This is a genomic window from Pseudomonas vancouverensis, from assembly GCF_004348895.1.
Lineage (GTDB): Bacteria > Pseudomonadota > Gammaproteobacteria > Pseudomonadales > Pseudomonadaceae > Aquipseudomonas > Aquipseudomonas vancouverensis.
In genome coordinates this window covers 101,494-126,529 of sequence record NZ_RRZK01000009.1, presented here as the reverse complement: position 1 = coordinate 126,529, position 25,036 = coordinate 101,494, and the positions used below count along the sequence as shown (strand labels likewise).

General features: G+C 58.1%; 27 protein-coding genes. 11 read left to right on the top strand and 16 right to left on the bottom strand.

What is annotated here, in order from left to right:
• The first annotated feature begins 51 nt into the window (after positions 1-51).
• Positions 52-639 carry a TetR/AcrR family transcriptional regulator gene (locus EIY72_RS10265; protein ID WP_093224062.1) on the top strand — a complete coding sequence of 196 codons (588 nt, stop codon included), beginning with the start codon at positions 52-54 and terminating at the stop codon, positions 637-639.
• Position 640: 1 nt separating this feature from the next.
• Here the strand turns inward: EIY72_RS10265 and EIY72_RS10260 are convergent, their stop codons facing one another.
• On the bottom strand, positions 641-1,216 hold the full coding sequence (locus tag EIY72_RS10260; RefSeq protein WP_093224064.1) for a TetR/AcrR family transcriptional regulator: 576 nt from the start codon (positions 1,214-1,216) through the stop codon (positions 641-643).
• A gap of 105 nt (positions 1,217-1,321) precedes the next feature.
• Between EIY72_RS10260 and EIY72_RS10255 the strand changes: the two genes are divergently transcribed.
• The 3 genes from EIY72_RS10255 (at position 1,322) to EIY72_RS10245 (ending at position 3,940) form a co-directional block, all read left to right on the top strand.
• Positions 1,322-2,203: an NmrA family NAD(P)-binding protein gene (locus tag EIY72_RS10255; protein ID WP_093224066.1), complete on the top strand. Its 882-nt coding sequence runs from the start codon at positions 1,322-1,324 to the stop codon at positions 2,201-2,203.
• 189 nt (positions 2,204-2,392) lie between these two features.
• A complete protein-coding gene (locus EIY72_RS10250) occupies positions 2,393-3,142 on the top strand; it encodes an SDR family NAD(P)-dependent oxidoreductase (RefSeq protein WP_093224068.1) in 750 nt (249 codons plus the stop codon).
• A gap of 48 nt (positions 3,143-3,190) precedes the next feature.
• Positions 3,191-3,940 carry an SDR family NAD(P)-dependent oxidoreductase gene (locus EIY72_RS10245; protein ID WP_093224070.1) on the top strand — a complete coding sequence of 250 codons (750 nt, stop codon included), beginning with the start codon at positions 3,191-3,193 and terminating at the stop codon, positions 3,938-3,940.
• 385 nt (positions 3,941-4,325) lie between these two features.
• Here the strand turns inward: EIY72_RS10245 and EIY72_RS10240 are convergent, their stop codons facing one another.
• Complete coding sequence (locus EIY72_RS10240) at positions 4,326-5,126, bottom strand: SDR family NAD(P)-dependent oxidoreductase (RefSeq protein ID WP_093224072.1); 801 nt, start codon at positions 5,124-5,126, stop codon at positions 4,326-4,328.
• Positions 5,127-5,228: 102 nt separating this feature from the next.
• On the opposite strand from EIY72_RS10240, the gene EIY72_RS10235 reads away from it, so the two are divergent.
• On the top strand, positions 5,229-5,969 hold the full coding sequence (locus tag EIY72_RS10235) for a DUF2889 domain-containing protein (RefSeq protein WP_093224074.1): 741 nt from the start codon (positions 5,229-5,231) through the stop codon (positions 5,967-5,969).
• Positions 5,970-6,051: 82 nt separating this feature from the next.
• Here EIY72_RS10235 and EIY72_RS10230 read toward each other — a convergent pair whose 3' ends face one another.
• From EIY72_RS10230 to EIY72_RS10215, 4 genes are all read right to left on the bottom strand, one after another.
• Positions 6,052-6,627, bottom strand: a complete 576-nt coding sequence (locus tag EIY72_RS10230) for an aromatic-ring-hydroxylating dioxygenase subunit beta (RefSeq protein WP_093224076.1) — start codon at positions 6,625-6,627, stop codon at positions 6,052-6,054.
• A gap of 95 nt (positions 6,628-6,722) precedes the next feature.
• Positions 6,723-8,123 carry an aromatic ring-hydroxylating dioxygenase subunit alpha gene (locus tag EIY72_RS10225; protein ID WP_093224078.1) on the bottom strand — a complete coding sequence of 467 codons (1,401 nt, stop codon included), beginning with the start codon at positions 8,121-8,123 and terminating at the stop codon, positions 6,723-6,725.
• 122 nt (positions 8,124-8,245) lie between these two features.
• Complete coding sequence (locus EIY72_RS10220; protein ID WP_093224080.1) at positions 8,246-9,244, bottom strand: fumarylacetoacetate hydrolase family protein; 999 nt, start codon at positions 9,242-9,244, stop codon at positions 8,246-8,248.
• Entirely contained in the window at positions 9,241-9,942 is a 702-nt protein-coding gene (locus tag EIY72_RS10215) for an SDR family NAD(P)-dependent oxidoreductase (RefSeq protein WP_093224082.1), read from the bottom strand. The genes EIY72_RS10220 and EIY72_RS10215 overlap by 4 nt, the downstream gene beginning before the upstream one ends.
• 139 nt (positions 9,943-10,081) lie before the next feature.
• Between EIY72_RS10215 and EIY72_RS10210 the strand changes: the two genes are divergently transcribed.
• Positions 10,082-10,480, top strand: a complete 399-nt coding sequence (locus tag EIY72_RS10210) for a Zn-ribbon domain-containing OB-fold protein (protein ID WP_093230652.1) — start codon at positions 10,082-10,084, stop codon at positions 10,478-10,480.
• A complete protein-coding gene (locus EIY72_RS10205; RefSeq protein ID WP_093224084.1) occupies positions 10,480-11,670 on the top strand; it encodes a thiolase family protein in 1,191 nt (396 codons plus the stop codon). Before EIY72_RS10210 ends, EIY72_RS10205 begins: the two co-directional genes overlap by 1 nt.
• A gap of 9 nt (positions 11,671-11,679) precedes the next feature.
• Here the strand turns inward: EIY72_RS10205 and EIY72_RS10200 are convergent, their stop codons facing one another.
• From EIY72_RS10200 to EIY72_RS10175, 6 genes are all read right to left on the bottom strand, one after another.
• Positions 11,680-12,465, bottom strand: a complete 786-nt coding sequence (locus tag EIY72_RS10200; protein WP_093224086.1) for an IclR family transcriptional regulator — start codon at positions 12,463-12,465, stop codon at positions 11,680-11,682.
• An 88-nt stretch (positions 12,466-12,553) separates the two neighbouring features.
• A complete protein-coding gene (locus EIY72_RS10195) occupies positions 12,554-14,140 on the bottom strand; it encodes an MFS transporter (RefSeq protein WP_093224088.1) in 1,587 nt (528 codons plus the stop codon).
• A 38-nt stretch (positions 14,141-14,178) separates the two neighbouring features.
• Positions 14,179-15,063, bottom strand: coding sequence for a fumarylacetoacetate hydrolase family protein (locus tag EIY72_RS10190; RefSeq protein WP_093224090.1), 885 nt, complete (start codon positions 15,061-15,063; stop codon positions 14,179-14,181).
• 1 nt (position 15,064) lies between these two features.
• Complete coding sequence (locus EIY72_RS10185; RefSeq protein WP_093224092.1) at positions 15,065-16,015, bottom strand: VOC family protein; 951 nt, start codon at positions 16,013-16,015, stop codon at positions 15,065-15,067.
• A gap of 67 nt (positions 16,016-16,082) precedes the next feature.
• Positions 16,083-16,841, bottom strand: coding sequence for an SDR family NAD(P)-dependent oxidoreductase (locus tag EIY72_RS10180; RefSeq protein ID WP_093224094.1), 759 nt, complete (start codon positions 16,839-16,841; stop codon positions 16,083-16,085).
• A 50-nt stretch (positions 16,842-16,891) separates the two neighbouring features.
• Positions 16,892-17,128, bottom strand: coding sequence for a ferredoxin (locus EIY72_RS10175; protein ID WP_093224096.1), 237 nt, complete (start codon positions 17,126-17,128; stop codon positions 16,892-16,894).
• 340 nt (positions 17,129-17,468) lie between these two features.
• Here EIY72_RS10175 and EIY72_RS10170 point away from each other — a divergent pair, with 340 nt between their 5' ends.
• From EIY72_RS10170 to EIY72_RS10155, 4 genes are all read left to right on the top strand, one after another.
• Positions 17,469-18,731: an MFS transporter gene (locus EIY72_RS10170; RefSeq protein WP_093224098.1), complete on the top strand. Its 1,263-nt coding sequence runs from the start codon at positions 17,469-17,471 to the stop codon at positions 18,729-18,731.
• A 26-nt stretch (positions 18,732-18,757) separates the two neighbouring features.
• Entirely contained in the window at positions 18,758-19,078 is a 321-nt protein-coding gene (locus EIY72_RS10165) for a 2Fe-2S iron-sulfur cluster-binding protein (RefSeq protein WP_093224100.1), read from the top strand.
• A 20-nt stretch (positions 19,079-19,098) separates the two neighbouring features.
• A complete protein-coding gene (locus tag EIY72_RS10160; protein WP_093224102.1) occupies positions 19,099-20,334 on the top strand; it encodes an NAD(P)/FAD-dependent oxidoreductase in 1,236 nt (411 codons plus the stop codon).
• A gap of 77 nt (positions 20,335-20,411) precedes the next feature.
• Positions 20,412-21,245: an oxidoreductase gene (locus tag EIY72_RS10155; RefSeq protein WP_093224104.1), complete on the top strand. Its 834-nt coding sequence runs from the start codon at positions 20,412-20,414 to the stop codon at positions 21,243-21,245.
• Positions 21,246-21,304: 59 nt separating this feature from the next.
• On the opposite strand, the gene EIY72_RS10150 is transcribed toward EIY72_RS10155, so the two are convergent.
• The 4 genes from EIY72_RS10150 to EIY72_RS10135 all read right to left on the bottom strand — a co-directional run bounded on the left by EIY72_RS10150 (position 21,305) and on the right by EIY72_RS10135 (position 25,018).
• Positions 21,305-21,655 carry a nuclear transport factor 2 family protein gene (locus EIY72_RS10150; RefSeq protein WP_093224106.1) on the bottom strand — a complete coding sequence of 117 codons (351 nt, stop codon included), beginning with the start codon at positions 21,653-21,655 and terminating at the stop codon, positions 21,305-21,307.
• A 24-nt stretch (positions 21,656-21,679) separates the two neighbouring features.
• A complete protein-coding gene (locus tag EIY72_RS10145; RefSeq protein ID WP_093224108.1) occupies positions 21,680-22,981 on the bottom strand; it encodes an MFS transporter in 1,302 nt (433 codons plus the stop codon).
• 45 nt (positions 22,982-23,026) lie between these two features.
• A complete protein-coding gene (locus EIY72_RS10140; RefSeq protein ID WP_093224110.1) occupies positions 23,027-23,815 on the bottom strand; it encodes an SDR family NAD(P)-dependent oxidoreductase in 789 nt (262 codons plus the stop codon).
• A gap of 171 nt (positions 23,816-23,986) precedes the next feature.
• Positions 23,987-25,018: a hypothetical protein gene (locus tag EIY72_RS10135; RefSeq protein ID WP_093224112.1), complete on the bottom strand. Its 1,032-nt coding sequence runs from the start codon at positions 25,016-25,018 to the stop codon at positions 23,987-23,989.
• Positions 25,019-25,036 lie beyond the last annotated feature (18 nt).

Genomic DNA, 25,036 nt, shown 5'->3' with positions numbered 1-25,036 from the left:
GTAATAAAAGCGATCACAATAAATGGACAAGTGTAGTTCAGGAGTCGAACCGTGAAGGTTTCAAAGGAACAAAACGCCAGCAACCGTGAAGCGCTCATTGCTGCGGCGTCCAGCTTGTTTCAGCAACAAGGCTTTGCCGCCACCGGCGTTGCGCAGATCAGCGAAGAGGCGGGGCTGACACAAGGCGGCTTTTACGGTCATTTCAAGTCCAAGAGCCTGCTGGTCGAAGCCGCATGCCGACAATCACTCGCCAACGGACGAGACTCCTGGTACGCCTTGTTGGGCTCAGGGGCGAATGACCTGGACACGCTGGTTGACGCGTATGTTTCCAATGAGCACGTCGAAGCCATTGCCGAGGGCTGCCCCATGGCGGCGTACAGTTGCGAAATCAAAAGTCAGGATGAGACCGTTAAAGACACCTTCACCCATGGGTTCGAGGATATGGTCGCCATCCTCCAAGAAGTGCTCGCCGGGAGTTTCCCGAACGAAGCCGCTCGACGAGAAGCATTGTTTTTCATGTGCAGTATGGTTGGCAGTGTCGCCATGGCGCGGGCGACCAAATTTACGAACTCTGACCTCGCCGAAGAAATCATTGCAGCAACCAGGGAGAATTTGAAATCACTTGCCCATTCGGCTTGAACTAAGCCTCCGGCAACCCCGGCTGAATCAAATGGTGGCTGGCAGTTTGTAGAATTTCGCTTGAAAGCGCAGGGTCCATGGCCATTCTCGATAAGGTGAGTGCACCCATCATCGTGCACATCGCGATCAGCGCTCGCGCCCGTCCGGACTCGGCAGTTCCTGGCCCAGCTTGGGTCGCTAACAATTCAATCACCCTTTCCAGACCTTGGGTCGCGATCTCTTTGACCTGCTCATTGCTACGTACCAGTTCACTCCCGAGCGCCGCATAGGGACAGCTCTTTTCCAGAGCATCGCGGTGATCGGTTGAAAGGTAATGCCCTATAGCCGCATTGAATCCGCCAACATTTGTGACCTCCTCAAATTCCGCTACCAGCGTATCGACTGCCATGTCGCACGCCTCGGCCAGCACCTGATCTTTCGATTCGAAGTGGCGATAAAACCCGCCGTGCGTCAGGCCCGCTGCTGCCATCAGGCCAGAGAGGCCTGTGCCGCTGATGCCACTCTTGCGAAACTCGGCGCTGGCGGCCTCAACAATTCGTTGCCGGGTTTCGCTGGTTTCCTGCCGTGATTTGCGCATTCGGATAATCCTGATCAACGGTGTTTGACTTAGATGTTATCTAACATCTATATTTATGACGAGCGTAATATTTAACCCCTTGCTGCACAACCTGAGGCAACCAACATGACCCAAGCCACGATTCTCGTAACGGGTGCAACCGGTTTCACCGGTCGTCAAACCATCGAAATTCTTACTGCCAAAGGTGTCCCAGTCAGGGCCTTGGTGCACAAGGAAGATGAACGCTCGGCAGAGCTTCGCGCTCTTGGTGCCGAGGTTGTGCTCGGTGATCTACTGGACTTGAATGCCGTGCGCAGCGCACTTGAAGGCATTCGCACCGCCTATTTCGTGTACCCGATTACCCCTAGCTTGATCGATGCTACTGCGCGTTTCGCACAAGCAGCGAAGGAAGCGGGTGTCGAAGCGGTCGTCAACATGTCGCAGATTTCAGCGCGCCGTGAAGCCAAGAGCAACGCGGCCCTTGATCACTGGACGGCAGAGCGCGTATTCGATTGGTCGGGGCTGGCAATGACTCACCTGCGCCCGACTTACTTTGCACAGTGGCTGATCTACCCGCACTTCCGCTCGCACATTATGGAAAAAGGTGAAATCCGCCTGCCGTTTGGGGACGGTCGCCATGCCCCTATCGCCGCGGAAGATCAGGCCCGCCTGATTGCGGCCATTCTGGAAAACCCGAAACAACATGCAGGCAAGACCTACACGCTGCATGGCCCCACCGAACTGAATCAGCAAGGCGTCGCCGACGCTATCGGTGAAGTCTTGGGACGCAAGATCCGTTATCAACCAATCAGTCTCGAAGAATACAAACACGAACTGCTTGAAGCCGGTTTGCCCGCGTTCATGGTTCAGCACTTGGGCGAAGTCGCCTTGGACTACCAGCACGGTGTGTTTGAAGGCGAAGACACGATTATTGGCGAAGTCACCGGACAAGCACCGATGTCCGTACAAGCGTTCGTCACACTTCACAGAGGTTTGTTTAATTCGTGAGGCGTACAGGGCGAGCCCGTGTTCTACACGGGCACTCACCCACGCTGCGCATCTCATAACACTGTGCTGATTTATTCCACATACCGATAGGTTTTATCGCGGTACGGGTAATTATCACCGGCCCCTCACCCGCTTAGTCTCGCTCGACATTCACCAACGAATGTTTTCAGCAAACACAGGATTGAGCTCATGCAAAAAATATTGGCCGGCAAAGTCGCACTGGTCACTGGCGGTTCACGCGGTTTGGGCGCGGCGACCGCCAAGGCCCTGGCCGAACAAGGAGCCGTCGTCGCCATCAGTTACGTGTTCGCCGAAGAGCAGGCACAAAACGTCATCGAATACGTCACCGCACAAGGTGTCCTCGGCGAAGCTTTTCAAGCGGACCAGGCCGATGTCCACGCGGCACAAAGCCTGGTTGATCGGGTTATCGGCAGGTTCGGTCGTATCGACATTCTCATCAACAACGCGTCCATTGATCAGTTGGGCAGAGTTGATGATCCCACCCGCGATGCCGCTGCGTTTGAACGTTTCTGGGCCGTTACGCTGTCGGGCTTCATGGCGACGGTGCGTGCGGTATCCAAGGTACTCAGCGACCATGGCCGGATCGTCATGATCGGTTCAAACCTGGGTAACCGCCCCGGCATGTCGGGTATTGCTGATCTGGCAGCCATGCGCGCAGCCATCGATGGCTATTCCCGAGGCGTCGCCCGAGACCTTGCTGAACGCAACATCACCGTCAACGTTGTCCATGCCGGGTTCATGAAAACAGACCTGAACGCACATTTGCGAGACGCTCTGGCGCCATTGGTCGAGCGCTTGTGCTTCCCAAGATACGGACGTCTGGAAGAAGTCGTCGCACCGATCCTCTTTCTTGCCAGCCCTGCCGCGTCTTACATCACCGGGACCATCATCGATGCCGATGGCGGCTACAACATCTAGTCGCCTTAACATGTCAATGACTCGGCTGAAATTCGTGGGAAATGCACCATGCAGAAATTTGAAGGGAAAGTTGCGCTTGTCACAGGTGCCAGTTCAGGGATTGGCTTGGCAACAGCTCACCTGCTGGTTGCACATGGTGCGCACGTATTCATCACTGGCCGTCACCAAGCCAACCTGGATGAAGCTGTGCGTCAGATCGGTCGGAATGTGACAGGCATTCAGGGTGATATCGGCAATATCGACGACCTTGAACGGCTGTTTCAGATCATCACCGCAGAGAAAGGCCATCTGGACATGGTGTTTGCCAATGCAGCGGTTCAAGCCAGCGCATCGCTGGGAGCGATAACCATTGAGCAATACAACCGTATCTTTGATGTGAACGTGCGCGGCACGTTACTCACCGTTCAGGGTGCCTTACCACTGTTGTCGGATGGTGCGACTGTATTGTTGATGGCATCCGTTGCCGCCTCAAAGGGAAATCCATCGAGGAGCATTTATGGCGCTTCAAAGGCGGCGATTCGATCTTTTGCACGCTCGTGGGCAAATGACCTCAAGTCCCGCGCCATTCGTGTCAACGCGCTCAGTCCCGGTCCTACCGATACTGCCGCATTCAATTCGCCAGGAGTACCCTCCGAGCAAACCGCCCAGATAAAGCAACGAATAGCATCCTCCATCCCTCTTGGCCGGCTCGCCCGATCTGAAGAAATCGCCAAGGCCGCGCTTTTTCTACTGTCAGATGACAGCAGCTTCATCACAGGCTCAGAGATGTTCGTGGACGGCGGCTTTACCCAGCTTTAATAAGAACAGCCAGACCCGTTCCCACCTCTTAAAAGTAGGGGCTTATTCAAAAAGTAAAATGTGTTGAAAGCGCCGCTCGTTGAGCAACGCTTTCAGCCAATTGCTATCTTTCGCCACCGTCCGCTTTGGGTCGTTAGCTGCCTACCACAGAGGCAAGCAGCATCCCGCCTTGAGCCGAGCAAACCAAGAGGCGTCCTGGTAATTTCCAACACCCATGCGTATTCGCTTTGGATGAGGGAAGGTTTTCAATCCTGCAGCAGTACCCTCTCGCGTTCCAACAGCTTTCTCGCAAAAGACCGAACGGCACACCCGCTCACCCAAAGGCACACGTTGTCGTTAACGCCCTTCTTGAGAAAGCTCACCCCAGTGTTGAGACAGCGTGAAATCAATACTCACGCACGGGTATACCCTTCGGACGGGAGTTATAACCTGGCAAATGCAGACCTCCGTCAACGTGAATGGTCTCGCCAGTGATAAAACGCGACATCTCCGACGCCAGGAACACCACCACCGGCCCGATGTCCGCTTCGGGTTCACCGCAGCGACCCAGCGGACGCATCGAGGCGGACATTTCTGCGAAGCCAGGGTTTTCCGCAGCGAGCTTGTGGAAGGTCGCACCCATTGCGGTCGGTGCAATGGCATTGGTACGGATGTTGAACCGTCCCCACTCAGAGGCAGCGCTGCGGGTCAGGCCGACGATCGCCGATTTTGCCGTGTTGTAGTCGCCATGCAACCAGGCGCCGATCTCGATATCGATGGAGTAGAAGTTGATGATCTTGCCGCCGCCACGCGCTTTCATATGCGGCAGCGCAGCCTTCATCGCCCACCAGGCCGCCCACACCGTGGAACCGAGGGTTTGCTCGAGCATTGCGTCGGTTTTTTCTTCGAGGAGGACATTGGGTGTCGGCGCGAAGGCGTTGTTGACGAGGATGTCCAGGCCGCCAAACTGATCCACGGCCAGTTGCACAGCGGCCTCTATATCCGCCTTGTTGCATACGTCCGTCTTGATGAAGACAGCCTTGCCACCCAACGCCTTCAATTCGGCGACTACGGCTTCTCCGCTGGCCACGTCCAGTTCGGCAACCACCACGGCGGCGCCTTCTTTGGCAAAATTCAGCGCAATGCCGCGCCCAATGCCGCCTCCGGCACCGGTAATCACCGCTACCTGTTCGTTTAGCAGAGCCATAGCCACCCCTTTTTCTTGTTTTTTAGTGAACATTATTGGATATAGTGTTCAAATATAACCGATTTTCTCTGTCTGAACAGCACCGGAAAAAGGATATTGAGGATGAGTGTATTTCACCGCCGCGTGGAGATCATTGCCACCCGTGCCAGTGATGCGGGTGAAGTCCGCGCCGCTCTGGAAGACGACTTTCACCACTTCCGTGTATGGGTTCGCCATCGAGCCGGCGAAGTGAGCGCCATTGGCGGTGAAGCGCTGCGTCATCCCTACTCGCTGTGCCCACAAGCGTGTGATCAATTACAGCAACTGCTGGGCATGAAGCTGGACCGCGTTGCGCATTCAGTTACCCGACAAACCGATGCCAGTCATCAATGCACGCACTTGCTCGACCTGGCGGGCTTGGCTATCGCTGCCGCCACGCGCGATACCCACCATCGCCGCTACGATATTGCAGTGGGTCAGCGCATTGACCAGCGCACGCGTGCCACCTTGCGACGCGATCACGACGAGCTATTGAGTTGGGCAGTAAAGGGTACTGTGCTCGAAGGACCCTCGCCCTACACCGGCATCAACCTTCGTGAAGGCATGGCGCGCTGGGCATTGAGCACCCTGAGTGAAGAAATGGCCGAAGCCGCTTTGCTACTTCGCCGCTGCACGCTGATCTCGATGGGTCGCGCCTACAACCTCGATGAGCAGGTCCACGCGGTGAACTCCGGTCTGTGCTACAGCCAGCAATCCGAGCGCGCCGAACAGGCACTGCGGATGAAAGGCTCGACCCTGGACTTCAGCGATGATCCATCGCAGTTGTGTGCCAAGGATCAGCAATGGCTCTGGCAGCGCCTTTAGTGGTGCGGCTCCTCATCAAGAGGAGCCGCACCAATACCTGCATTGCACGGCGATCCGGGTTCGAGGCGGAGCGCCGAACAAACTAGAGGAAGACAGCCAGGTTGGGGGTTCCGAGAACTGCCTGATCGAGGATGACCTCGCGTCGTGAGAGCTTGAACCCTGCCTCACCAAGCCGCAGCACATCACGACGCTCACCGCTGATGATATCGACATGGTGATCGTTGAAGCGGCTACGGGTCAGCAACAGGTAACTGGTCACCACAAACTCATCGCTCTTGTCGGTTTCTTCGACAAACACGTTGGTCACCAGGCGTCGTGTGCGCGAGGGAGGATCTTCCGCCCAGGCACTTTTGCCGGACAAGCGCAAAATTCGCCCCATGATCGAGCGGTAATCATCGTGGTAGTGCTGGACCGTGCGCACAATGGTGGTGCTCAGCTCAGACGCAACACGCGTCTGGCGTAGCGGCACGGTATACACCAGATCGGTGTCCAGGCGTTCAGCCCACTCTTGCAAACGAATCTGGTCGAGCAGTGTGGCTTCCTCGTAGAGAAAGGTCACTACGTCGTTGTAAATCGGTGAGCCCACCGGCACTCGCTTGGTGCCGACTGGGGAACCCGGCTGGATATCCTCCACACCGCGTTGTTGAACCTGAGCCATGAGTCATTCCCTCACTTTTATTCTTGTACTTGTTAACGCTGTTTCCGGCGATTGCGGCCCCTGAGGACCGCAATCGAACCAGGGTCGACGGGCGTTTATTGTTCGTCCGGTGCGGTCATCAGCTCATGCCAGTACAACCACCAGTGCCACTGGGTATCGTCCTTGGTGAAACCTTCGTTGACGATACCGGGGCCAGGCCAGCCTTCAGGTGCGCCGGTTTCAAAACAGGCCTGGTATTTCAGCGTGCTCTTGCGGCCCATCGCACCTTTGGCAGCCAGGGTCATGTGCGGCCAGGTATCGGAGTCATCCTGTTCGACCATGCCCGAAGTGCCGAACAGCTGGATGGTTTGCTTGAGCATCTTGTCGCGCAATTCTGGCGAAGCGTCCTTCTCGGCAAACACCCAGTTGACGAACTCCAGCTTGTCCGGACCGCGTGGCACGTAGGCGTGCAGGGTCATCGAGCCAACGACACTGCCGTCTGGCTGTGGAATGTAGACAAAGCCAAACAGAATGTTCGGGAACATCCCGCCGACTTGTGGCGGCATGCTGGTCAGCACCTTCAATTGATCTTCCGACAGGTTGCGCGCCAACTGCTCGATCATGTCAGCGGTCATGCCGGCCGGAGGCAGCGCCTCGAGCTTCTGCTGGACGGACAGTTCAGCCGGATCGAGACCGGTCAGACGCTTGATCTTGCGAGCCAGATCGATGCAGCGAAGTGCGTGACCGTGTGGCGAGCTGATCTCGACACCGATCATTTCCGGGCTGAGGTCGGCGGTTTCGCCCTCACCTTTTTTGGCGTAGTTGCCCACTTCGCCGAGCCAGCGGTGCAAAGTCAGGGTGTGAAAACCGTCGGCTGCCGACTGCTCGCCAGCCGTCTTCCAGTTGGCATTGACGATAAAGCGCTGCGGTGGGCCGAGCACTTCCATGCCCTTGTCCGAGCGGCAAAACAGCATGTCGTAATACCACTTGGCATCACCCAAGAATTCTTCAAATGACGGGCCTTCAACGTTCCATGTGGCAAACACCAGGCCACCATACAGGGTGACGCGTGCCTTTTTCAGGCCCAGCTCCGATTTGGGCAACATCTTGCCGTGCATGCACTCGCGCTCAACCGGCGAGCCGATGAAGTCGCCGTTGGGACGGAAGGCCCAGCCGTGGTAGATGCATTTGTGGATTTGCGTGTTGCCACAGTCGGCGGTGCTGATGCGCATGCCGCGGTGCGGGCAGACGTTGAGGTTGACGAATACCTCACCTTCTTTGCCACGAGCAACAATGACCGAGTCGGAGCCCATGTCACGGACCATGAAGTCGCCGGAGTTGGGGATTTCCGATTCGTGCCCCAGCAGGACCCAGATCTTGCCGAAAATCTTCTCCATTTCCAGCTCGTAGATTTCGCGGTCCGACAACACGCGCATCTGTACTTCACGGCTGGAGGGATAGATGAGATCGGATACTTTGGTTCCATCAGACAATACGGGGCTTGTTCTTGTTAGCATGATTGCCTCCTGATCAGAGCGTCACAACGGTAGTCGCGACGAAATATAAGACACTTTTCCTATTTCTGTACATAGAATTCGCTTCGAGATGTAAGCAAATCCTTCATTCATGCGCAGGACCATCAATTCCTTACAGCCGCCGTGCCCACTTGAGTACGCAGCACACCGATGCCATCGATCTCCAGCTCAACCACATCGCCGGGCTTCAAATAGCGCAACTGCTCTAGCCCACAGCCGTTACCCACGGTGCCCGAGCCCAGGAACTCGCCGGGATACAGGGTTTCCGAGCGAGAAACATGGGCGATGACGTCTTCAAAACTCCAGCGCATGTCGCGGGTATTACCGCGCCCCCATTCCTCTCCGTTGACCCGGGCAATCATGTTCAGGTCATAGGGATCCCCCAGTTCATCAGCGGTGACCAGGCACGGCCCCATGATATTGGCGGTGTCGAAATCCTTGCTCTTGGCCGGGCCGAGCATGCCGGGCATTTCCAGGGCCTGGGCGTCTCGGGCACTCATGTCGTTGAAGATGGTGTAACCGACGATATGGGCGCGGGCAGCCTCTCGGCTGATGTCCTTGCCGCGTTTGCCGATGTAGCAGCCGAACTCCAGCTCGAAGTCCATTGCCCGACTGAAGCTCGGCCACTGGAACTCATCGTCAATGCCAATCACAGCAAAACGGTTGCCCTTGTAGTAGATGGGCTGCTTGTTGAAGGTCTCGATCACCCGGTCGTCGGCGCGAGTGTTCATCGCCTTTAAGGTGGCGTCCGGATCTTCGGTGCGCAACGCACGAGCACGACGGGCCGCCGCGAAACTTTGACGTAGATGAAGTTCGAAACAGGAGCAATCGCGCATTTGTGGCGGAGGCTGAATCGGTGCTCGCAGTTTCACACTGGAACGCTCCAGCACTGCCGCCGATGGCGCCTTGGCCACGAGCGAACGCGCCAGCTCCAAAGCCGGCTCACCGGCTTCCACCAGGGCCAGAATACTGGTCAAGGCCACACTGTCGCGGCTTTCCAGCAAGCGATACGCGTTTTGCAGGTCCAGCACTTGCTGATCCTGATTCAACAGCGCACCCGCGCGATCAAAACCGTCGGCGTCGGTATAGGTCACCAGTCTCATACGCGACCACTCACTGGCAGCAACGCGCCGGTGACCGCGGCGGCATCGTCCGACAGCAGAAACGCAACCACGGCCGCCAGCGCCTGCGGCGTGACCCAGCGGCTGCTGTCGGCATCAGGCATGTCGGCACGGTTGGCGGGGGTGTCGATAATGCTTGGCAACACAGCGTTAACCGTCACACCACGGTCCTTCAGTTCCTCTGCCAAGGCTTCGGTCAAGCGCGCAACACCGGCCTTGGAAGCCGCGTAGGCGCCCATTCCGGTTGCTGCCTTGACCGATGCCAGTGCACCGATGTTGACGATGCGCCCGGCGTGGGAAGCCAATAACTGTGGCAGCGCCGATTGCGAACTGACTACGGCAGTGCGCACGTTCATCTGATAAAGGCGATCCCAGGTCTCCAGGGTGCCACCTTCGATGGTTTCCCAGGCAAAACCGCCGGCAACATTGACCAACCCATCAATACCACCCATCTGTGCCGCGACTTGCGTAAATGCAGCACTGGCGGACTCGCTCGAGGTCAGGTCGACACTACCGAGGCACAACAGGTTCTCGGTATCCAGCAAGACAGCCGGGACTTCGGCCCGGTCCAGCAACGCAACCTTCGCGCCACAAGCCAGCAGGCACTTACCCAACGCGCTGCCGAGAGCGCCAAAGCCGCCGGTGACGACAATTCTCTTGTCCAGTAATGACTGGGACATCGTGAAATCCTCTTGTTGTTGTTTTACCGCGCGGACGGTCGAGCCGCGCCTTCTTTCAGGTGAATATATGACACTTTTAGAAAATATGTACAAATGATACCGTATGACTTCAAGTCAAACATTCACCTGCGGACCGCTGATGCCTAGAAAACTTCCTGCACTCAACGCCGACAACCGCGCCTTCTGGCAAGGCGGCGAACAGGGCGAATTGCTCATTCATCACTGTGCGGCCTGTAGCCGCTATTTCCATCCGCCCGCACCGTTGTGCCCCCACTGCGCCAGCTTCGAAGTGGCGCCCAAAGCGGTGTCCGGCAAGGGCAAAGTGCTCAGCTACACCATCAACTATCAGGCCTGGAACCCCGACCTTGAGGTGCCCTATGTGGTCGCGATCATTGAGCTGGCGGAACAACCTGGCCTGCAGTTCGTGAGCAACGTGGTGGGCCTGCCGGTCACGGATGTGCACATCGACATGCCGGTACGGGTCAGCTTCCTCAATGTCGAGGATGTTTGGTTGCCTCTGTTCGAGAAGGATCAGTGATGTTCGATCATCGTTATGAAAAAGACGTCGCCATCACCGGCATCGGTCAATCGGAAATCGGCAGACCGTCAAGCAAATCGGCAATGCGCCTGACCCTGGACGCATGCCTGGAAGCCATCGCCGACGCGGGCCTGCAGCGCAGCGACATTGACGGTGTGGCCTGCTGGCCGGGTGACAACAACAATGGCGACCCGTTTTCGCCGGTCGGCCCCAGCGCCCTGAAAAGTGCCCTGGGACTCAACGTCAACTGGTTTGGCGGTGGCTATGAAGGACCCGGCCCGCTCACCGGAGTGATCAACGGGGCCATGGCGATTGCGGCCGGCCTGTGCAAACACGTACTGGTATTTCGCACCATCACCGAAGCGTCGGCCCGCATGACCAACAAACAGGCGGGTGCGCTGACCAATAAAACCCAGGGTCGCGACAGCAGCTACGCCTGGCAATGGTTTACACCCTTCAATGTGCAGTCAGGCATCAATCTGATGGCACTGTATGCCCAGCGTCATTTCCATGAATACGGCACACGCCCCGAACAGTTGGCACAAATCGCCCTGACGTGTCGGCAGAACGCCATGCGCAATCCCAAGGCGCTGTATCGCACGCCGATGAGCATGGACGATTACATGGCCTCGCGGATGATTTCCTCGCCGTTACGCATGTTCGATTGCGACGTGCATTGCGATGGTTCCACCGCCATTGTGTTGTCGCGCCGCGAAATCGCTCAAGATCTGCCAAACCAGCCGATTCGCATCGAGGCCATGGGCGCAGCGCTGAATCAGCCGTGGTCGTGGGACCAGATATCGCTGACCAAAATGGCGGCTTTCGACGTCGGCCAGATGATGTGGGCACGCACCGACTACACCCCGCAGGACGTCGGCTCCGCGCAGTTGTATGACGGTTTTTCGATTCTGACCATGATCTGGCTGGAAGCCCTGGGCTTGTGCCCTGCCGGAGAAAGTGGCGCTTTCGTTGATGGCGGTAGCCGCATCGCCCTGGATGGCAGCCTGCCACTCAATACCAACGGCGGGCAGCTCTCGGGTGGCCGAACCCATGGGCTGGGCTATGTGCATGAGGCTTGCCTGCAACTGTGGGGGCGTGCCGAAGGTCGGCAAACCCGTGAACACAGTGTCAGTACCGTAGCCGCCGGTGGCGGCCCGTTGGGAGGCAGCCTGCTGCTGGTACGCGAGTAACGTCGTGTCTCAGTAGAGAACGCCGGCCACTTCGTTACAGAATTCGATCAGTGCCTTGCCCAGGTCGGCAAGGCCTGCTTCATCCCGTTGCCCGCGGAACATCACGGCTGAAACCGTGAAGTCGATGCTGTGGTTCGGCGAATAGACCGGTGCGGCAATCGCCAGGATGCCGCCGGAAAAATGCCCATCGTCCAGCGCCCAACCGCGCTCGGCCGCTTGTCTCACCTCTTCGCGGTAAACCTCCAGCGATAAAGGCTGTGCCCAACGAATGGTGTCGAAGCTGCCCTGCACTTCCGGGTCGTCGAGGTCGATCTGGGTCGCGAACAGGCGTCCACTGGCGCCCATCAGGATCGGCAGGCGCTGACCTTCAGCCATATCGATACGCACATCGGTCGGACTCGCAGCAGAGGCGACAATGACAATGCGGTCCGGGCTCATTTTGCGCCACAGAGTGATGGTTACCCGTTGGCGCGCGGCCAGGTTTTGCAACAAGGGCTTGGCCATCTGCACGCGATGTCCCTGTGTGACCACCTGTTCGACCAGGCGCGCAAGGCCCAAACCCACCGAATAGCGTTTGGACAGTGCGCTGAAATCGACAACATCCTCCTGCACCAACGTACGCAGGATGTTGAAGCAAGTACTGGGGTTTATTTTCAATTGGCGGGCAATGTCCACCGAGCGCTCCGGTGTTCCCACCTGGCTGAGATAGCGCAGAATGCGTATGGCGTTGGAAACGGGCTTGACGAGGGTTGCGCCGGCCGCTTTGGTAGTGTCGTTGACGTCAATGAAGTCCATGCCCGATCCAGTCACTTTGAGGTGCCGGCATTCTAACCTGAGAATGAATAACGACGTAAAAGTTTTATCTGGAAATTACCCGAACAATTTAGTGAGTTTGCTTCTCCAGTGGCTGGTAAATCAGCCGACGGGTTTGCAGGTCTTCGCGACGAAAACGCTCAAGGCGGCGCTCCTGGATCTGGTCGGCCTGGGTCACCCGAACTTGCTGACGCAAGTAATCCAGCCACGACTCGACAATGAAACGCTCACTGAAAAGCTGTGAGTCGGCCATGTCGCGGTACAAGCGCCAATTCTGCGCCCCATTGCGCCTACGCGCCTTGCCCACGGCATACACGGCCTTCAGAAAGTCGTCGCGATCGGCAGCGGCCACCTGATACACGATCTCGACCGATACCGGTCCTTCGCCATGTAACTCAAGGCTGCCCTGCTGCAGATTGTCGGCCACGTGCACTTCGGCAAAATCAGCTTCCTGCCCGAGTTCTATTCGACCGTTGCGCGTCAGCAGTATGCCGACCAGCAACAACAGCGTTGCCAGTAACAGGCTTTCGGTGACCCCCAATACCTGCGCCAGCGTACCCCAGACAGCGCCACCAGCGGCCATCGCGCCCATGAGGATCAATACGTAGACCGACGCGACCCGTGCACGCACCCAGTTGGCCGCGTACGTCTGCACAACCGTGGAAATGGTCGCGTTGACCGCCATCCAGCCAAACCCGGCGAGCAACATCATCACGCAGACCACATAGTGATTACGCGACAGTGCAGCCGTCAGGGTGGCAACCGCAAAGGCGACGGTGCCGCCGATCAGCAAATGCCGCATGCTGAGCGAGCGATACAAGCGCGGCAAGACAACAGCTGCCAATACAGCACCCGCTCCCAGAAACGCCATGAGCAAACCGTAACCACCTGCCTCCATGCCCAATTGCCCCTTGGCAACCAATGGCATCAATGCCCACAAGGCACTGGCACTGCTGGTAAACACCAGGACCTGCTTCAGCGCATTGAACAGCACCGCCGAATGGCGGATGTAGCGCAGACCGCTGCGCATGCCACCGGTCAGGGTTTCCGGTGGCAAACCCGTCGCTGGCGGATTGGGTTTGAGGGTAAAGAGAAAGAGCAACACGGCGAGCAAGCACAGCGCTATTACCAGAAACACCGAGGCGGAGTTCCAGTAGGCAATCAGCGCGCCCGCGAGCGCTGGCCCCAGTGCTCGGGTGGCATTGATGGCGATGCCGTTCAGCGACACCGCTGCCGGCACCTGGTCCCGCGAAATGACGCTGACCATGGTCACCATCCATGCCGACATTCCCAAGGCGCTGCCGGTGCCCAGCACGAAAGTGAATGCCAACAATCCCCAGGTTTCCAGACGCGCGCTGTACGCCAGTGCGCAGAGCACCAGGGCAGCGAACAGCATCAAGCACTGGGTAATGATCAGCCAACGACGACGCTCCACCCGATCAGCTATCACGCCACCGGGGAAGGCAAACAGAAAGACCGGCAGAGTTACGGCGGTTTGTACCAGAGACACCATTGCCGCCGATGTGCTTAACGTGGTCATGATCCACGCCGCCGCGACCGTCTGCATCCAGATCGCCATGTTGATCACCGCCCCTGCCAGCCATAAGCCGCGGAACGCCTTGTTGCGAAACGGCGCCCACGCCGAGCCCTCGCTCATCAATACTCCTCAGCGTTTCAGCCTGTCGAAAAGGTTGTTCAGTTTTCCAGCGGTTGACCCAGTCGCCCGACTGCACGCGCGGGGGTGAGCTGACGTGGTGGAGCGATGGTATTGCGCAGTCGACCGATGCCCTGGATGTCGGCCTCGATCCGATCACCAGGCTGTAAAAAGCGCCCGCTTTCCAGGCCCACGCCGTGGGTTGACCCGGTAAACACCAGATCCCCGGGACGCAGGCTGATGCGCGCATCCAGATAATTGAGCAGCTCGTCCAGGGCAAAAATCATCTGCCGTGTATTGTCTTGCTGACGAAGCTCATCATTGACGCTCAGGCGCATGTCCAGTGCGGGCTGGCCTGCTATTCCCAATTCATCCGCCGTGACAATCCAGGGGCCGACCGGGGTGGTACGGTCCATGGCCTTCTGGGTCAACAGGTCAAGGCGCCCAATCTGTTTACCGGCGTCGCGCGCACTGATGTCATTGCCCACCGTGTACCCCAGCAAGCAATCGCTGGCATTGGGCTGTGCCCCCAGAGGGCGCCCAACCACGGCGACCAGTTCCACTTCGTAATCGAGCTGGCGGGTCAACGGCGGATATTCGATCTCATCCTCGGCACCAACCAGCGCAGACTCCGGCTTGATGTAAGCCAGCGGGTGCGCAGGCGCATCACTACCCAGGCGCTGGAGATGGCTCAGATAATTGAGCCCTACGCCAAACACCCTGGCGCCCGTCTCCAGTGGCACAAGCAGACGTGCCGCAGACATTGGCAACCACTCACCCACCAGATCGAGCGCTTCCGGCTCAAGCTCCGAGCCTAGCCCGGCCCACTGGGCGAACGGCGCGTCAATCCTGCGCAGACGCTCGTCATGCGCGTCAATCAACGCCCAAAACGCCTGCCCAGCCAACTCGACCCGCGCCAGGCGCATGTCAGCGTTTGGCCAGATAGATGGGCAGGTACTCGGGGTCGAGTACTTCTTCCGGCGTCTTGACGCTGGTGCCCAGGATCGGCCCGACCATTTCGTGGCCCCACAGGCTGAGCTTTTCTGGGTTCAACTCGTAGGGGTCGCCCTGCCAGGGCTCGATTTCCGCGATGGTTTCGAAGGCAAATCCGGACGGGTTGAAATGATAGAAGGACAGATGCGGATCCTGGGCATGTTGACCCAGGGTCATCATCATCGGCAGTTCACGCTGACGCACGATGTCGTAGGTTTCACCGACGTCGCGCACATTGCGCACAAACAGCCCGACGTGTTGCACGCCCATACGGCCCGGACCGTGACCGTAGGCAATGTCATGACTGGTGTGGTGGTTGAGCTTGGAACGGAAGAAACCGGTGCGCCCCTTGCCCGCGCCCGCGCCATACCAGCTGAAACCCATGACATTGAGCAGGAAGTCTTCCAGTTCCGGGGTGTAGTCCGGGGTGATCAGCACCACATGGCCGGCACCACGCTCATCAGCGAGGAAACCGCTGTGTGGACGCCCAGGCTGGAACGAGCGCGGCAACCACTTTTGCCCGTAGAACAGTTCATGCTGGTAGCCCACCGGGTCGCGAAAACGGACGAGCTCACGCACGCCTCGCATCTCACACAATTTTGCGTCGCCACGGGTGTATTCGACATTGGCTGCCGCGAGTTTTTTGATACCGTCCTCGAAGGCCATGCGCCCTACCGCTTCCCAGCCAATGTAGGCAATGCGATCTACTGTGCCTGGATGAAAAGCGAAGCGATGGCGACGATCGTCGATCCTGAAGTACAGCGACTCGGGGTCACTTTCAGGATTCTTGCCGATACCGAAGCCCATCACCTGCGGGCCATACTCACGCCACGCTTCAAGGTTGGGGGTCTCGAACCCCATGTAACCGATACCAATGATGTCCACGTTATTTCACCTTGTTATTGTTCGAGATGAAAAGGTGCCGATGGCACCTGCCCTGCCGTCACGCGTATCAGATCGCCAGTAACCCGCCATCGATAACGATGTCCGAACCGGTAATGAACGACGCCTCGTCAGAAGCGATGAAAACCGCCATTGCCACGACTTCTTCTGGCTCGCCAGGCCGATCCATCAAGACACCGTCCAGCAACATGGCGCGCATTTTCGGGTCCTCCAGGAACGGCCGAGTGCCCGGAGTGGCGACAAAGCCGGGGCTCAGGCTGACTGCGCGAATGCCGAACGGCGCCCCTTCCACAGCAACTTGTCGGGTGAAAGACACCACTGCGCCCTTGGCGGCTGAATGCGCAGCAATGCCCGCAACCTTTGAACCACCCCAGGCGGCAGTCGAGGACACGTTGATGATCACCCCGCGCTGCTCAGCCAAGTGATTCCAGGCATATTTTGTGGTGTAGAACAGCAGGTCGATTTCGTTGCGCAGCGTGAATTGCCAATCTTCAATCGACATTTCACTGACCAACCCGAAACGGGCAGCGGACGCATTGTTGTACAGAATGTCGATGCGGCCATGTTCAGCGACAGCGGCATCGATCCAGGCCTTGGCCTGTTCATGATCACCGAGGTCCACCGGTGCCGAGCCGTAAAGGGTGAAACCCTCGGCTCGCATCAAGGCTGCGGTCTCTTCATGACCTTCGGCATTGAAGTCGCAGCCGACCACAATCGCCCCTTCGCGGGCAAAACGCAGCGCCGCGGCCCGGCCCTGGCCACCACCGGTACCGGTGATCAATGCAACTTTGTTGGGTAAACGTCCCATCCGCACATCCTCAACGCTGTAGTTATCAGTGACGACTGCTGCTCACACCCTCAAACGCCTTGATCTTCCGGTGTCAGGGGCTCAAGCCAGATCGCCTCCGCCGGGCAGGCGGCGGCACCTTCACGGGCTTCTTCCTCCAGTTCGGGCGGTACACGGGCATCGTCCATGTACACCAGACCATCGGCATCCAGTTTGTACAGGCTGGGGCAGATTGCGGCACACAGACCGTAACCACAGCAGCGGCTACGGTCTGCCACAGCTTTGAATTGCGCTTTTTCTGAACTCACTTTTTTTCTCCTTATCAGGTCCAGTCGCAGCAAATTATGAACACTTATTTATTTTATGTGCAATTAATTTTTATCGCGGATATGCTGGCAGTCATCGGCGCTCGCAAAACACCTTGGTGGGCTTGAAGCGACTGGATGTTGAACAGACTGATTCAAAAGGCCTGTTTGACGCAGGAAATTCGTTTGTCTGTGAGTCAGATGGCTGTGCTGGACAAAGGGAAAATCCTGATTTTATTCTGAATAAAAGATCGAATTCTGTTTAAAGAACCTGCGCGCAGTCGTGACTCCCGTCACCTGCAGCAGTGCTTGGCTCAACAAAACCTATAAGGAAGCCAACCCCATGCACCCTTCAAAAAATGAAGCGGCCATTGATCTTCACGAATTCCGCCAAGGCTGGAAGATCCTCATCCTGGCGGTCGCCGGCGTTGCCATCAGCATCAATGCCGCCCTGCTCTACGGCTTCGGCACGTTGGTCGTGCCCTTGGGCGATGCGTTTGGCTGGAGCAAAAGCGAACTGCAGGCGTGCATCACCTTTCTGTTTGGGGGGGCGGTGGTGTCGTTGCAGCTCGTGGGCTGGTTCAACCTGCGCTATGGCATGAAGCGCATTACCGTCATCTCCCTGTTGCTGTTGTCGATCGGTTACCTGGCGACCACTCAACTGACTCAATCGATTTGGTCGATGTACATCGCCTTTGCCTTGCTGCCAATCGTTGGCATGGGCGCCCTGGCCGTGACCTGGACGCAGCTGATCAGCCTGTGGTTCGACCGCAATCGCGGCCTTGCGCTGGCCATAGGGCTTTCCGGTACCGGGGTGACCGCCGCCACCATCCCACGCTTGATGGCCTGGGGCATTGAGCAATGGGATTGGCGTGCGGCTTTCGTGATTCTCGCGCTGCTTAATTTGCTAGTGCTGCTACCGCTGATTCTGCTGTGGTTCAAGCTGCCCACTGCAGCAAATGACCGGGACAGCAGCAGGGCTCTGGAACAGCTACCAGGCATGGGGTTTCGCGAAGGCATGGGTTCGTTGAAGTTCTGGACCTGCAACCTGGCACTCAGCCTGGTGATCTCTTCAATTGTCGGCATGGTCACCAGCACCGTGCCCATGCTGCAAGCCAGGGGTCTTTCCGCTGCCGAGGCTGCAACAATTTTTGGCGGTTTTGGCATTTCGCTGATCTTCGGCCGCATGCTGATTGGCTACCTGCTCGATCGCCTGTGGCCGCCGGCGGTGTCGGCACTGAGCCTGGTGCTGCCGGCCATCGGCTGCTTCATCTACCTGAGCCCGACCACTGAGTTCGCGCCCCTGCTGCTGGCAGCGGTATTGGTCGGTTTTGGCGCCGGGGCAGAATTCGATATTGCCGCTTTCCTGATTGCGCGCTACTTCGGTTTGCGTGAGTACGGCCGCCTGTTTGGCGTCCATCAAGGTCTCAACACCGTGGCCTCGGCATTGGCCCCGTTGCTTTTCGCCTATCTGCTGGCACGCACCGGTTCCTACACGGCGATGCTGGTCTACAGCGCCGCCTGCTGCCTGATCGGCCCCCTTTTGTTACTGACCCTTGGGCGGGTGCCGCGTTTCCATGCGCAACCACTCCCCAGCCAATCCTGAGCCCCCAACAAAAACTGGAGCAGAACATGCCCACTCTGACGTTTATCGAACACAACGGCACCGCCCATCAGGTCAAAGGCGACATTGGCCAATCGGTCATGCAAGCCGCGACCTTCGCTTCGGTACCGGGCATTCCCGCCGACTGCGGTGGTGCTTGCAGCTGCGCCACTTGCCATACCTATGTCGACGATGCCTGGCTGAGCAAAGTACAAGCAGCGGAAAGCATGGAAAACGACATGCTCGAATACGCGTTCGAGCGCCGTGACAACAGTCGACTGAGCTGCCAATTGATCATCAGCGAAGAGATGGACGGCATGGTATTGCACTTGCCTGCTTCGCAATTCTGAACACGTTCCAAGGAGTTGTCATGACCCTCGCCTCAGTCGTTATTGTCGGTGCTGGCCAAGCCGGCTTCCAGGTCGCCACCTCATTGCGCCAGGAAGGTTACGAAGGCCGTATCACCCTGATCGGCGATGAGCCCGGCCTGCCTTACCAGCGCCCGCCGCTGTCGAAGGCGTACTTGCTTGGCAAGATCCAGGACACCAATCTGTTGTTCCGTCCGGCCGACTTTTATACGGCACAGCGCATTGATCTGCTTCACGACCAGGTGACGGCCATTGACCGCCAGAACCGTCGCGTAGTCCTGGCTTCGGGCGATGCCATCAACTATGACCACCTGGTCCTGGCCACCGGCGCTCACAACCGACCATTGCCGGTACCGGGGGCTGAATTGCCACAAGTCTTCGGCATCAAGACCAAGGCCGATGCCGATGCGCTCGCGCCGCTGGCGAAGGCAGCGCGCAACGTCGTGGTCATTGGTGCCGGCTTCATCGGCCTGGAGTTCGCCGCCGTGGCCGCGGCGCTAGGGGCCAACGTACATGTACTGGAACTGGCCGAACGGCCGATGGCACGAGCCGTGTCCCGGGAAATGTCCGAACTGTTCCGCCAGGCGCATGAACAATGGGGCGTGCACTTCGATTTCCGCGAGGGATTGAGCCGCATCGACGGTGACAATGGCAAGGTCTGCGCCGTGCAAACCGCCGATGGACGCGCCCTGCCCGCCGATCTGGTGGTGTTTGGCATTGGCGTGATTCCAAATGCGCAACTGGCAACGGAAGCCGGTCTGGCGATCGAAAACGGCATCAAAGTCGACGCCAACTTGCTCACCTCCGACCCAAGGATTTCAGCCTTGGGCGACGTTGCGAATTTCCCTTGCCTGCAGAACGACGAAAAACATACCCGTTTGGAATCGGTACAGAACGCGGTGGATCAGGCCCGCGCCGTAGCCGCCCGCCTGATGGGCAAACCGGCACCCTACGGCGCCCTGCCATGGTTCTGGACTGACCAGGGTGACCTCAAGTTGCAGATTGCCGGGCTCTCCAACGGCTACGACAGCACCGTTGTCCTGGGTTCGGCCGCGGACAAGCAATTGTCGGTCCTGTGTTTCCGCAATGATCGATTGGTGGCGGTGGAGTCCTGTAATCGCATGGGCGATCACATGGCTGCGCGCAAGATTCTCTCGCGTGCGCCCAGGCTGACCGCAGCCGAAGCCTCGGCAGAGGGCTTTGACCTCAAAGCCTGGGAAGCGGCCAACCGCGACTGACTCCCACGCCCCCTCCACACCCATAGCCGCACCCTGCACTGAGTGCGGCTTTTTCATGCAATGACTGGAGCCATGCAATGAATAAAGTCTGGTTTGTCACCGGTGCGGCCCGAGGCCTGGGCGCCGCCATTGCCAAAGCCGCCCTGGACGACGGGGACAAGGTTGTGGTCAGCGCAAGACGCGTCGAATCACTGCACAGCATCTTTTCCGAATACGGCGACCGTGTACTGGCCGTGGCACTCGACGTGACCGACGGGGCCCAGGCACTGGGTGCCGTAGAGTCCGCGGTGGAACGCTTCGGTCGAATCGATGTGCTGGTCAACAATGCCGGCTACGGCCAACTGGCACCCTTTGAAGACAATCTCGCCAGTGAAGCCGACCAGCAATTTGCAACCAACGTGTTCGGGGTGTTTAACGTCTGCCGCGCGGTATTGCCCGTCATGCGCCGGCAGCGAAGCGGTCACGTCTTCAATGTGTCGTCGATGGGCGGTGTGGTGGGGATGGGCGGAGCGGCACTGTATTGCGCGTCTAAATTTGCCGTAGAGGGTTTTTCCGAATCGCTTGCCCAGGAAGTGGCTCAGTTCGGTATCAAGGTGACGCTGGTGGAGCCCGGCGTATTCCGTACCGACTTCCTCGACCCCAGCTCCGCGATCTTTGGCACACGGGGACTTGAAGATTACGCAGCCTTCACTGCCAAGATCAAAAACGCGTCGGCCGCCTACAACCACCAGCAAACCGGCAACCCGGCAAAACTGGGCGAAGCGCTGGTGCACCTGGCCAACAGCGAGCATCCACCGTTGCGCTACCTGGCAGGCTCAGACGCCTACCAGCAAGTGAGCGAAAAGCTCAACAAAATGCTTGCTGAAATCGAACTCTGGCGCCACCTGTCCTTCTCCACCGATGGTGTATAGCCATCCTTACCAACAGCGCAAGCATCGCGCCTGCGCTGTTCGCATCAAGGCTTCAACACTTACAGGTTAATGAAGTACCTCACAAACAACTTCCCTTCCTCGAACCGATACAACTCAATTGTCTCGATGCCACCTTCCTGCTCGCGAAAAGCATTCAGGTGATGACACGCCGCTTCATTGCCATTGACGATACATTGGCGCACTTCGACGCGAATCTTCGGTTGCTGCTGCGCCCACATCCCTTCCAGAACCTGCCAGGCATCGTGCTGTGGCTTGCCCACGTATTCGATACTCAGGCCATTGCTCGATACGCTGCGGTAGTGCGCGAAAAAACCTTCTTTGTCACCCCGGTTCCAACAGTCGATCTGACCGTGCAGGAAGTGTTCGATTGCGTGTTTGTCCATGCTCATTGCACATTCATCCTCGGATAAGGTTCAGGCGTGTTGCTGTGTTTGCAGGGCTTGTTGTCGAGCCAGAAAAGCCGGCTCCATCTTCAGCCACAGCAGAATGGTCGGGCCGATGATGGCGCAGCAGAAACAACACACCAGCACCGCCGAGTAGCTGCCGTACACGTCATAAAGATGACCGAACAGCATGGGCACCAACCCGGAAACAACTGTGATCAGGCACAAGTGCAAACCGAAGATTCGCGCGTAGTCTTTCAGGCCGAAATACCGTGCCATCAGGAATGCCGCCAGATCGAACTCGGCCCCGGCACTGGCGCCAATGCACAAGGTGGCGAGCACCAGCAACGGGATGTTCTGAGCGCCCCCGAAAAGAAAGATGGCACAACCCAACGCGGGTAGCGCCAGGCTCACGGCCGCGACCACAGAAGGCGAATAGCGGTCCAACAGATAGCCCACCAACAAGCGCCCACCGATGATGGAAATGCCGAACGTACTGAAAATCTGACTGGCTTCCTGAGCACTCAGGCCCTTGCTTTGCAGCATCGGCACCATATTGGTGACCATACCCACGGTCAACGACACCGATAAAATCAGGGCGACGTTAAAGCCCCAGTAGGTGCCCGAACGCAACGCCTGTTTGAAAGACATGCCGCTCAGCTCGGGAAGCGCCTCCTGCACCGTCGAATCGGAGCGGACGGCCTGCGCTGGCATGCGCAACCACATCAATGACAGCGGCAGCGTGAACAGCAACGGCATCGCACCCAGGGCAATGAAACCGGCTTGCCAGCCGTAGGCAGCAATCAGTCGCGACAACAGCGGCGGCAGGATCATCGCCATCAACCCCGTGCCACACAGGATTACTGCCAATGCCAGGCCACGATTACGCTCGAACCAGAAATTGACCAGCTGCGTCCAGGTAATCGCAATGGTCCCCGCACACACTATCGGCATCGCAAAAAACGCCAGGTACAACCAGCCAATCGAACCCTGAATTCGAGTGATCGCGAAGTAGCCGATGATCTGCAGTACGATCGACACGATCGCCACGCGGCGCAAGCCGTAGCGACGATAGAGCGGCCCGACCAATTGCGTGGAAATCGCCACGCCGGCGAACAGAAAGGTGATCGATGCCTGCAAGTCACCCCGGCTCCAGCCAAAAGCCTGTTCCAGCGGAATGACCAGGGTTCCGAAGGCATACAGCAGGGCAGCCGTTATGCTGGTGCAAATGCCGAACAGCCCCAGTAGTACCACATGCCAGCCACGCTTGAACTCAGAGAAGTTATTACCCCCAAGCGCCCTTGCATTGCCGTTGTGTTGTTCAGTTGTCATGACCTGACTCCTGGTGCAGCCGCCTTCACGGCCACGCGACATGATTTATTGGCCCTTGAGGATTTCTTCGACTTTTGGCAGCGCGATCATCGTGGCGCCACCGTCCACCAGCAGCGAAGTACCGGTGATGTACGAAGCCTCGTTGGAGCTCAAAAACAACACGGCATTGGCAATGTCCGCAGACTCCCCCAAACGCCCTACCGGGAAATGTGCAGCAAGTTTATGCGGCAGTTCGTTACCCAGGGTTTCCAGCATGTGGTCTGTGCCGATAAGCCCGGGCTCCACGACATTAACCAGGATGTTCATCGCACCAAATTCCACCGCCAGCCCACGAGCGAATGCATTCATGAAGGCTTTGCTGGAACCGTAGGCAATCAAGCGTGGTGTGTATTTGCGGTTGGCTTCGCCGGAAGAAATGAAGATCAACCGGCCTTTGTCGACAGCCTTGGAAAGGTACGGTGCACTGTCCTTGGCCAGCCAGAACAGCGATTGAATGTTGCTGCGAACGATATGGTCGAAGGTATCGTCGGCCATTTCAGCGATCAGTCCGTGACTGGTGTCAGCGGCGCAATGCACCACGATATCCAGGCCGCCAAAGTGCTCGATGCCACCCTGTACCATCGCCTTGATCGCATCGCGATCGGCGATATCGCCGCCGACCAGGCAGGCTTGAGCGCCCAGTACCTTGATTTGTTCGATGGTTTCTTCGCCATATCGAGCGGTGCGTGCCGATACCACGACCTTGGCGCCCTCTCGGGCATAGGCCAGAGCGATGGCACGTCCCATGCCTCGACCGGCACCGGTGACCAGCACTACTTTGTCACGGAATTTCATCGCGGTTCCTCATTGTTGTTATTAGTAGAGGCTACTGATGCAACGCGAAATCTCCGTAGGACCGAACTTGCTAGCGATGGGCGTGGGCGACATGTCAGATGACCAGCGGCGCTCTCAGATTCATCGCGAGCAAGCTCGCTCCTACAGACGGCGTTCAGGTTTCCTCGGAGATCAGAGGTCTTTACCGGGTACGTTGCGCGCCGAACCGTTACGCCGATCCGACTCACCCCAACCCAGCCAGTGCGACGGCTCGCGGGTATCACCCACCCGACGCCAGCGCCCTTCTTGCTGCGCGGTGATCGGGAAACCGCCGACAAAGTCGATCATCTCGCCCTTCTCGTCCGGCAAGAACTCCCACTCTTCCTTGCCTTCAAGCACGATTTTCGCGGACTTCAGGAAGTAGCTGCCGTCCTTGTGTTCGGTTTGCCCTTCGATATCGGTGGTGACCCGCACTTCGCCTTTTTCATTGTTGAAAATGGCGTAGCCCAGGTGGTCGTGACCCACCATGAAGGAGCCGGTATCCCAGGTGCCGTCCTTGTAGACGGTGACAAAGGACCACCAGATCACGTGCTTGTTGTTGTTCACCACCAGGTCTTTCTTGAAGTGGATGGCGCCACCTTCAGCCATGTAGAACTGGTCCAGGGCCATGGCACCTTTTACCGGGCGCCCTTCGCACACACCGGCGATGTCCCACAGTTGCGAAACGTAGAAGGTGCCCCACTCCACGCCCGGCAAGTACCACTGAAGTCCCGGGCCCAGCAGGCGACCTTCGAGGTGAAACAGACCCTCTTCTTTCCAGGTCAGGCGTTCACTGCTGGCGGTGATCTCCCAGGCGTTTCCGGCCTCACCCGGCTGACTGGCCCAGCGTGCGGTATCACCTTCCAGGCTGTGCACCGGCAAGGGAGTCAGCGCTTGCCTGGCCATTTTTTCGTGGTCCATGCGCAGGTTGACGTTGTCGACGTGGTTGTTCAGGTAAAAGAATTTGGTCGGATTTGGCGTGCCATTGGGCGCCATCAGCGAGCGGACGAATGAATAAATGTTGCCCTGCTCGTCGCGCACCGATCCGAACGGCGAACTCTTGCTCAGGTGCAGGCCAAAGAAGCCGCGCTCGGCCGACATCGAGGCGCCGGTCACTTTGTGCGGCCCGACCAGTTGTTGAAAGCCGAAATCACCGCGCTCTGGAATGGTTTTGAACGTTCTCATAGTGCCCTCTGTTGTTTT

Bases quoted from the DNA above. Each gene is read 5' to 3' on its own strand.
- EIY72_RS10260 (WP_093224064.1), bottom strand. From the start codon at position 1,216: ATGCGCAAATCACGGCAGGAAACCAGCGAAACCCGGCAACGAATTGTT.
- EIY72_RS10255 (WP_093224066.1), top strand. From the start codon at position 1,322: ATGACCCAAGCCACGATTCTCGTAACGGGTGCAACCGGTTTCACCGGT.
- EIY72_RS10250 (WP_093224068.1), top strand. From the start codon at position 2,393: ATGCAAAAAATATTGGCCGGCAAAGTCGCACTGGTCACTGGCGGTTCA.
- EIY72_RS10245 (WP_093224070.1), top strand. From the start codon at position 3,191: ATGCAGAAATTTGAAGGGAAAGTTGCGCTTGTCACAGGTGCCAGTTCA.
- EIY72_RS10240 (WP_093224072.1), bottom strand. From the start codon at position 5,126: ATGGCTCTGCTAAACGAACAGGTAGCGGTGATTACCGGTGCCGGAGGC.
- EIY72_RS10235 (WP_093224074.1), top strand. From the start codon at position 5,229: ATGAGTGTATTTCACCGCCGCGTGGAGATCATTGCCACCCGTGCCAGT.
- EIY72_RS10230 (WP_093224076.1), bottom strand. From the start codon at position 6,627: ATGGCTCAGGTTCAACAACGCGGTGTGGAGGATATCCAGCCGGGTTCC.
- EIY72_RS10225 (WP_093224078.1), bottom strand. From the start codon at position 8,123: ATGCTAACAAGAACAAGCCCCGTATTGTCTGATGGAACCAAAGTATCC.
- EIY72_RS10220 (WP_093224080.1), bottom strand. From the start codon at position 9,244: ATGAGACTGGTGACCTATACCGACGCCGACGGTTTTGATCGCGCGGGT.
- EIY72_RS10215 (WP_093224082.1), bottom strand. From the start codon at position 9,942: ATGTCCCAGTCATTACTGGACAAGAGAATTGTCGTCACCGGCGGCTTT.
- EIY72_RS10210 (WP_093230652.1), top strand. From the start codon at position 10,082: ATGCCTAGAAAACTTCCTGCACTCAACGCCGACAACCGCGCCTTCTGG.
- EIY72_RS10205 (WP_093224084.1), top strand. From the start codon at position 10,480: ATGTTCGATCATCGTTATGAAAAAGACGTCGCCATCACCGGCATCGGT.
- EIY72_RS10200 (WP_093224086.1), bottom strand. From the start codon at position 12,465: ATGGACTTCATTGACGTCAACGACACTACCAAAGCGGCCGGCGCAACC.
- EIY72_RS10195 (WP_093224088.1), bottom strand. From the start codon at position 14,140: ATGAGCGAGGGCTCGGCGTGGGCGCCGTTTCGCAACAAGGCGTTCCGC.
- EIY72_RS10190 (WP_093224090.1), bottom strand. From the start codon at position 15,063: ATGCGCCTGGCGCGGGTCGAGTTGGCTGGGCAGGCGTTTTGGGCGTTG.
- EIY72_RS10180 (WP_093224094.1), bottom strand. From the start codon at position 16,841: ATGGGACGTTTACCCAACAAAGTTGCATTGATCACCGGTACCGGTGGT.
- EIY72_RS10170 (WP_093224098.1), top strand. From the start codon at position 17,469: ATGCACCCTTCAAAAAATGAAGCGGCCATTGATCTTCACGAATTCCGC.
- EIY72_RS10165 (WP_093224100.1), top strand. From the start codon at position 18,758: ATGCCCACTCTGACGTTTATCGAACACAACGGCACCGCCCATCAGGTC.
- EIY72_RS10160 (WP_093224102.1), top strand. From the start codon at position 19,099: ATGACCCTCGCCTCAGTCGTTATTGTCGGTGCTGGCCAAGCCGGCTTC.
- EIY72_RS10155 (WP_093224104.1), top strand. From the start codon at position 20,412: ATGAATAAAGTCTGGTTTGTCACCGGTGCGGCCCGAGGCCTGGGCGCC.
- EIY72_RS10150 (WP_093224106.1), bottom strand. From the start codon at position 21,655: ATGAGCATGGACAAACACGCAATCGAACACTTCCTGCACGGTCAGATC.
- EIY72_RS10145 (WP_093224108.1), bottom strand. From the start codon at position 22,981: ATGACAACTGAACAACACAACGGCAATGCAAGGGCGCTTGGGGGTAAT.
- EIY72_RS10140 (WP_093224110.1), bottom strand. From the start codon at position 23,815: ATGAAATTCCGTGACAAAGTAGTGCTGGTCACCGGTGCCGGTCGAGGC.
- EIY72_RS10135 (WP_093224112.1), bottom strand. From the start codon at position 25,018: ATGAGAACGTTCAAAACCATTCCAGAGCGCGGTGATTTCGGCTTTCAA.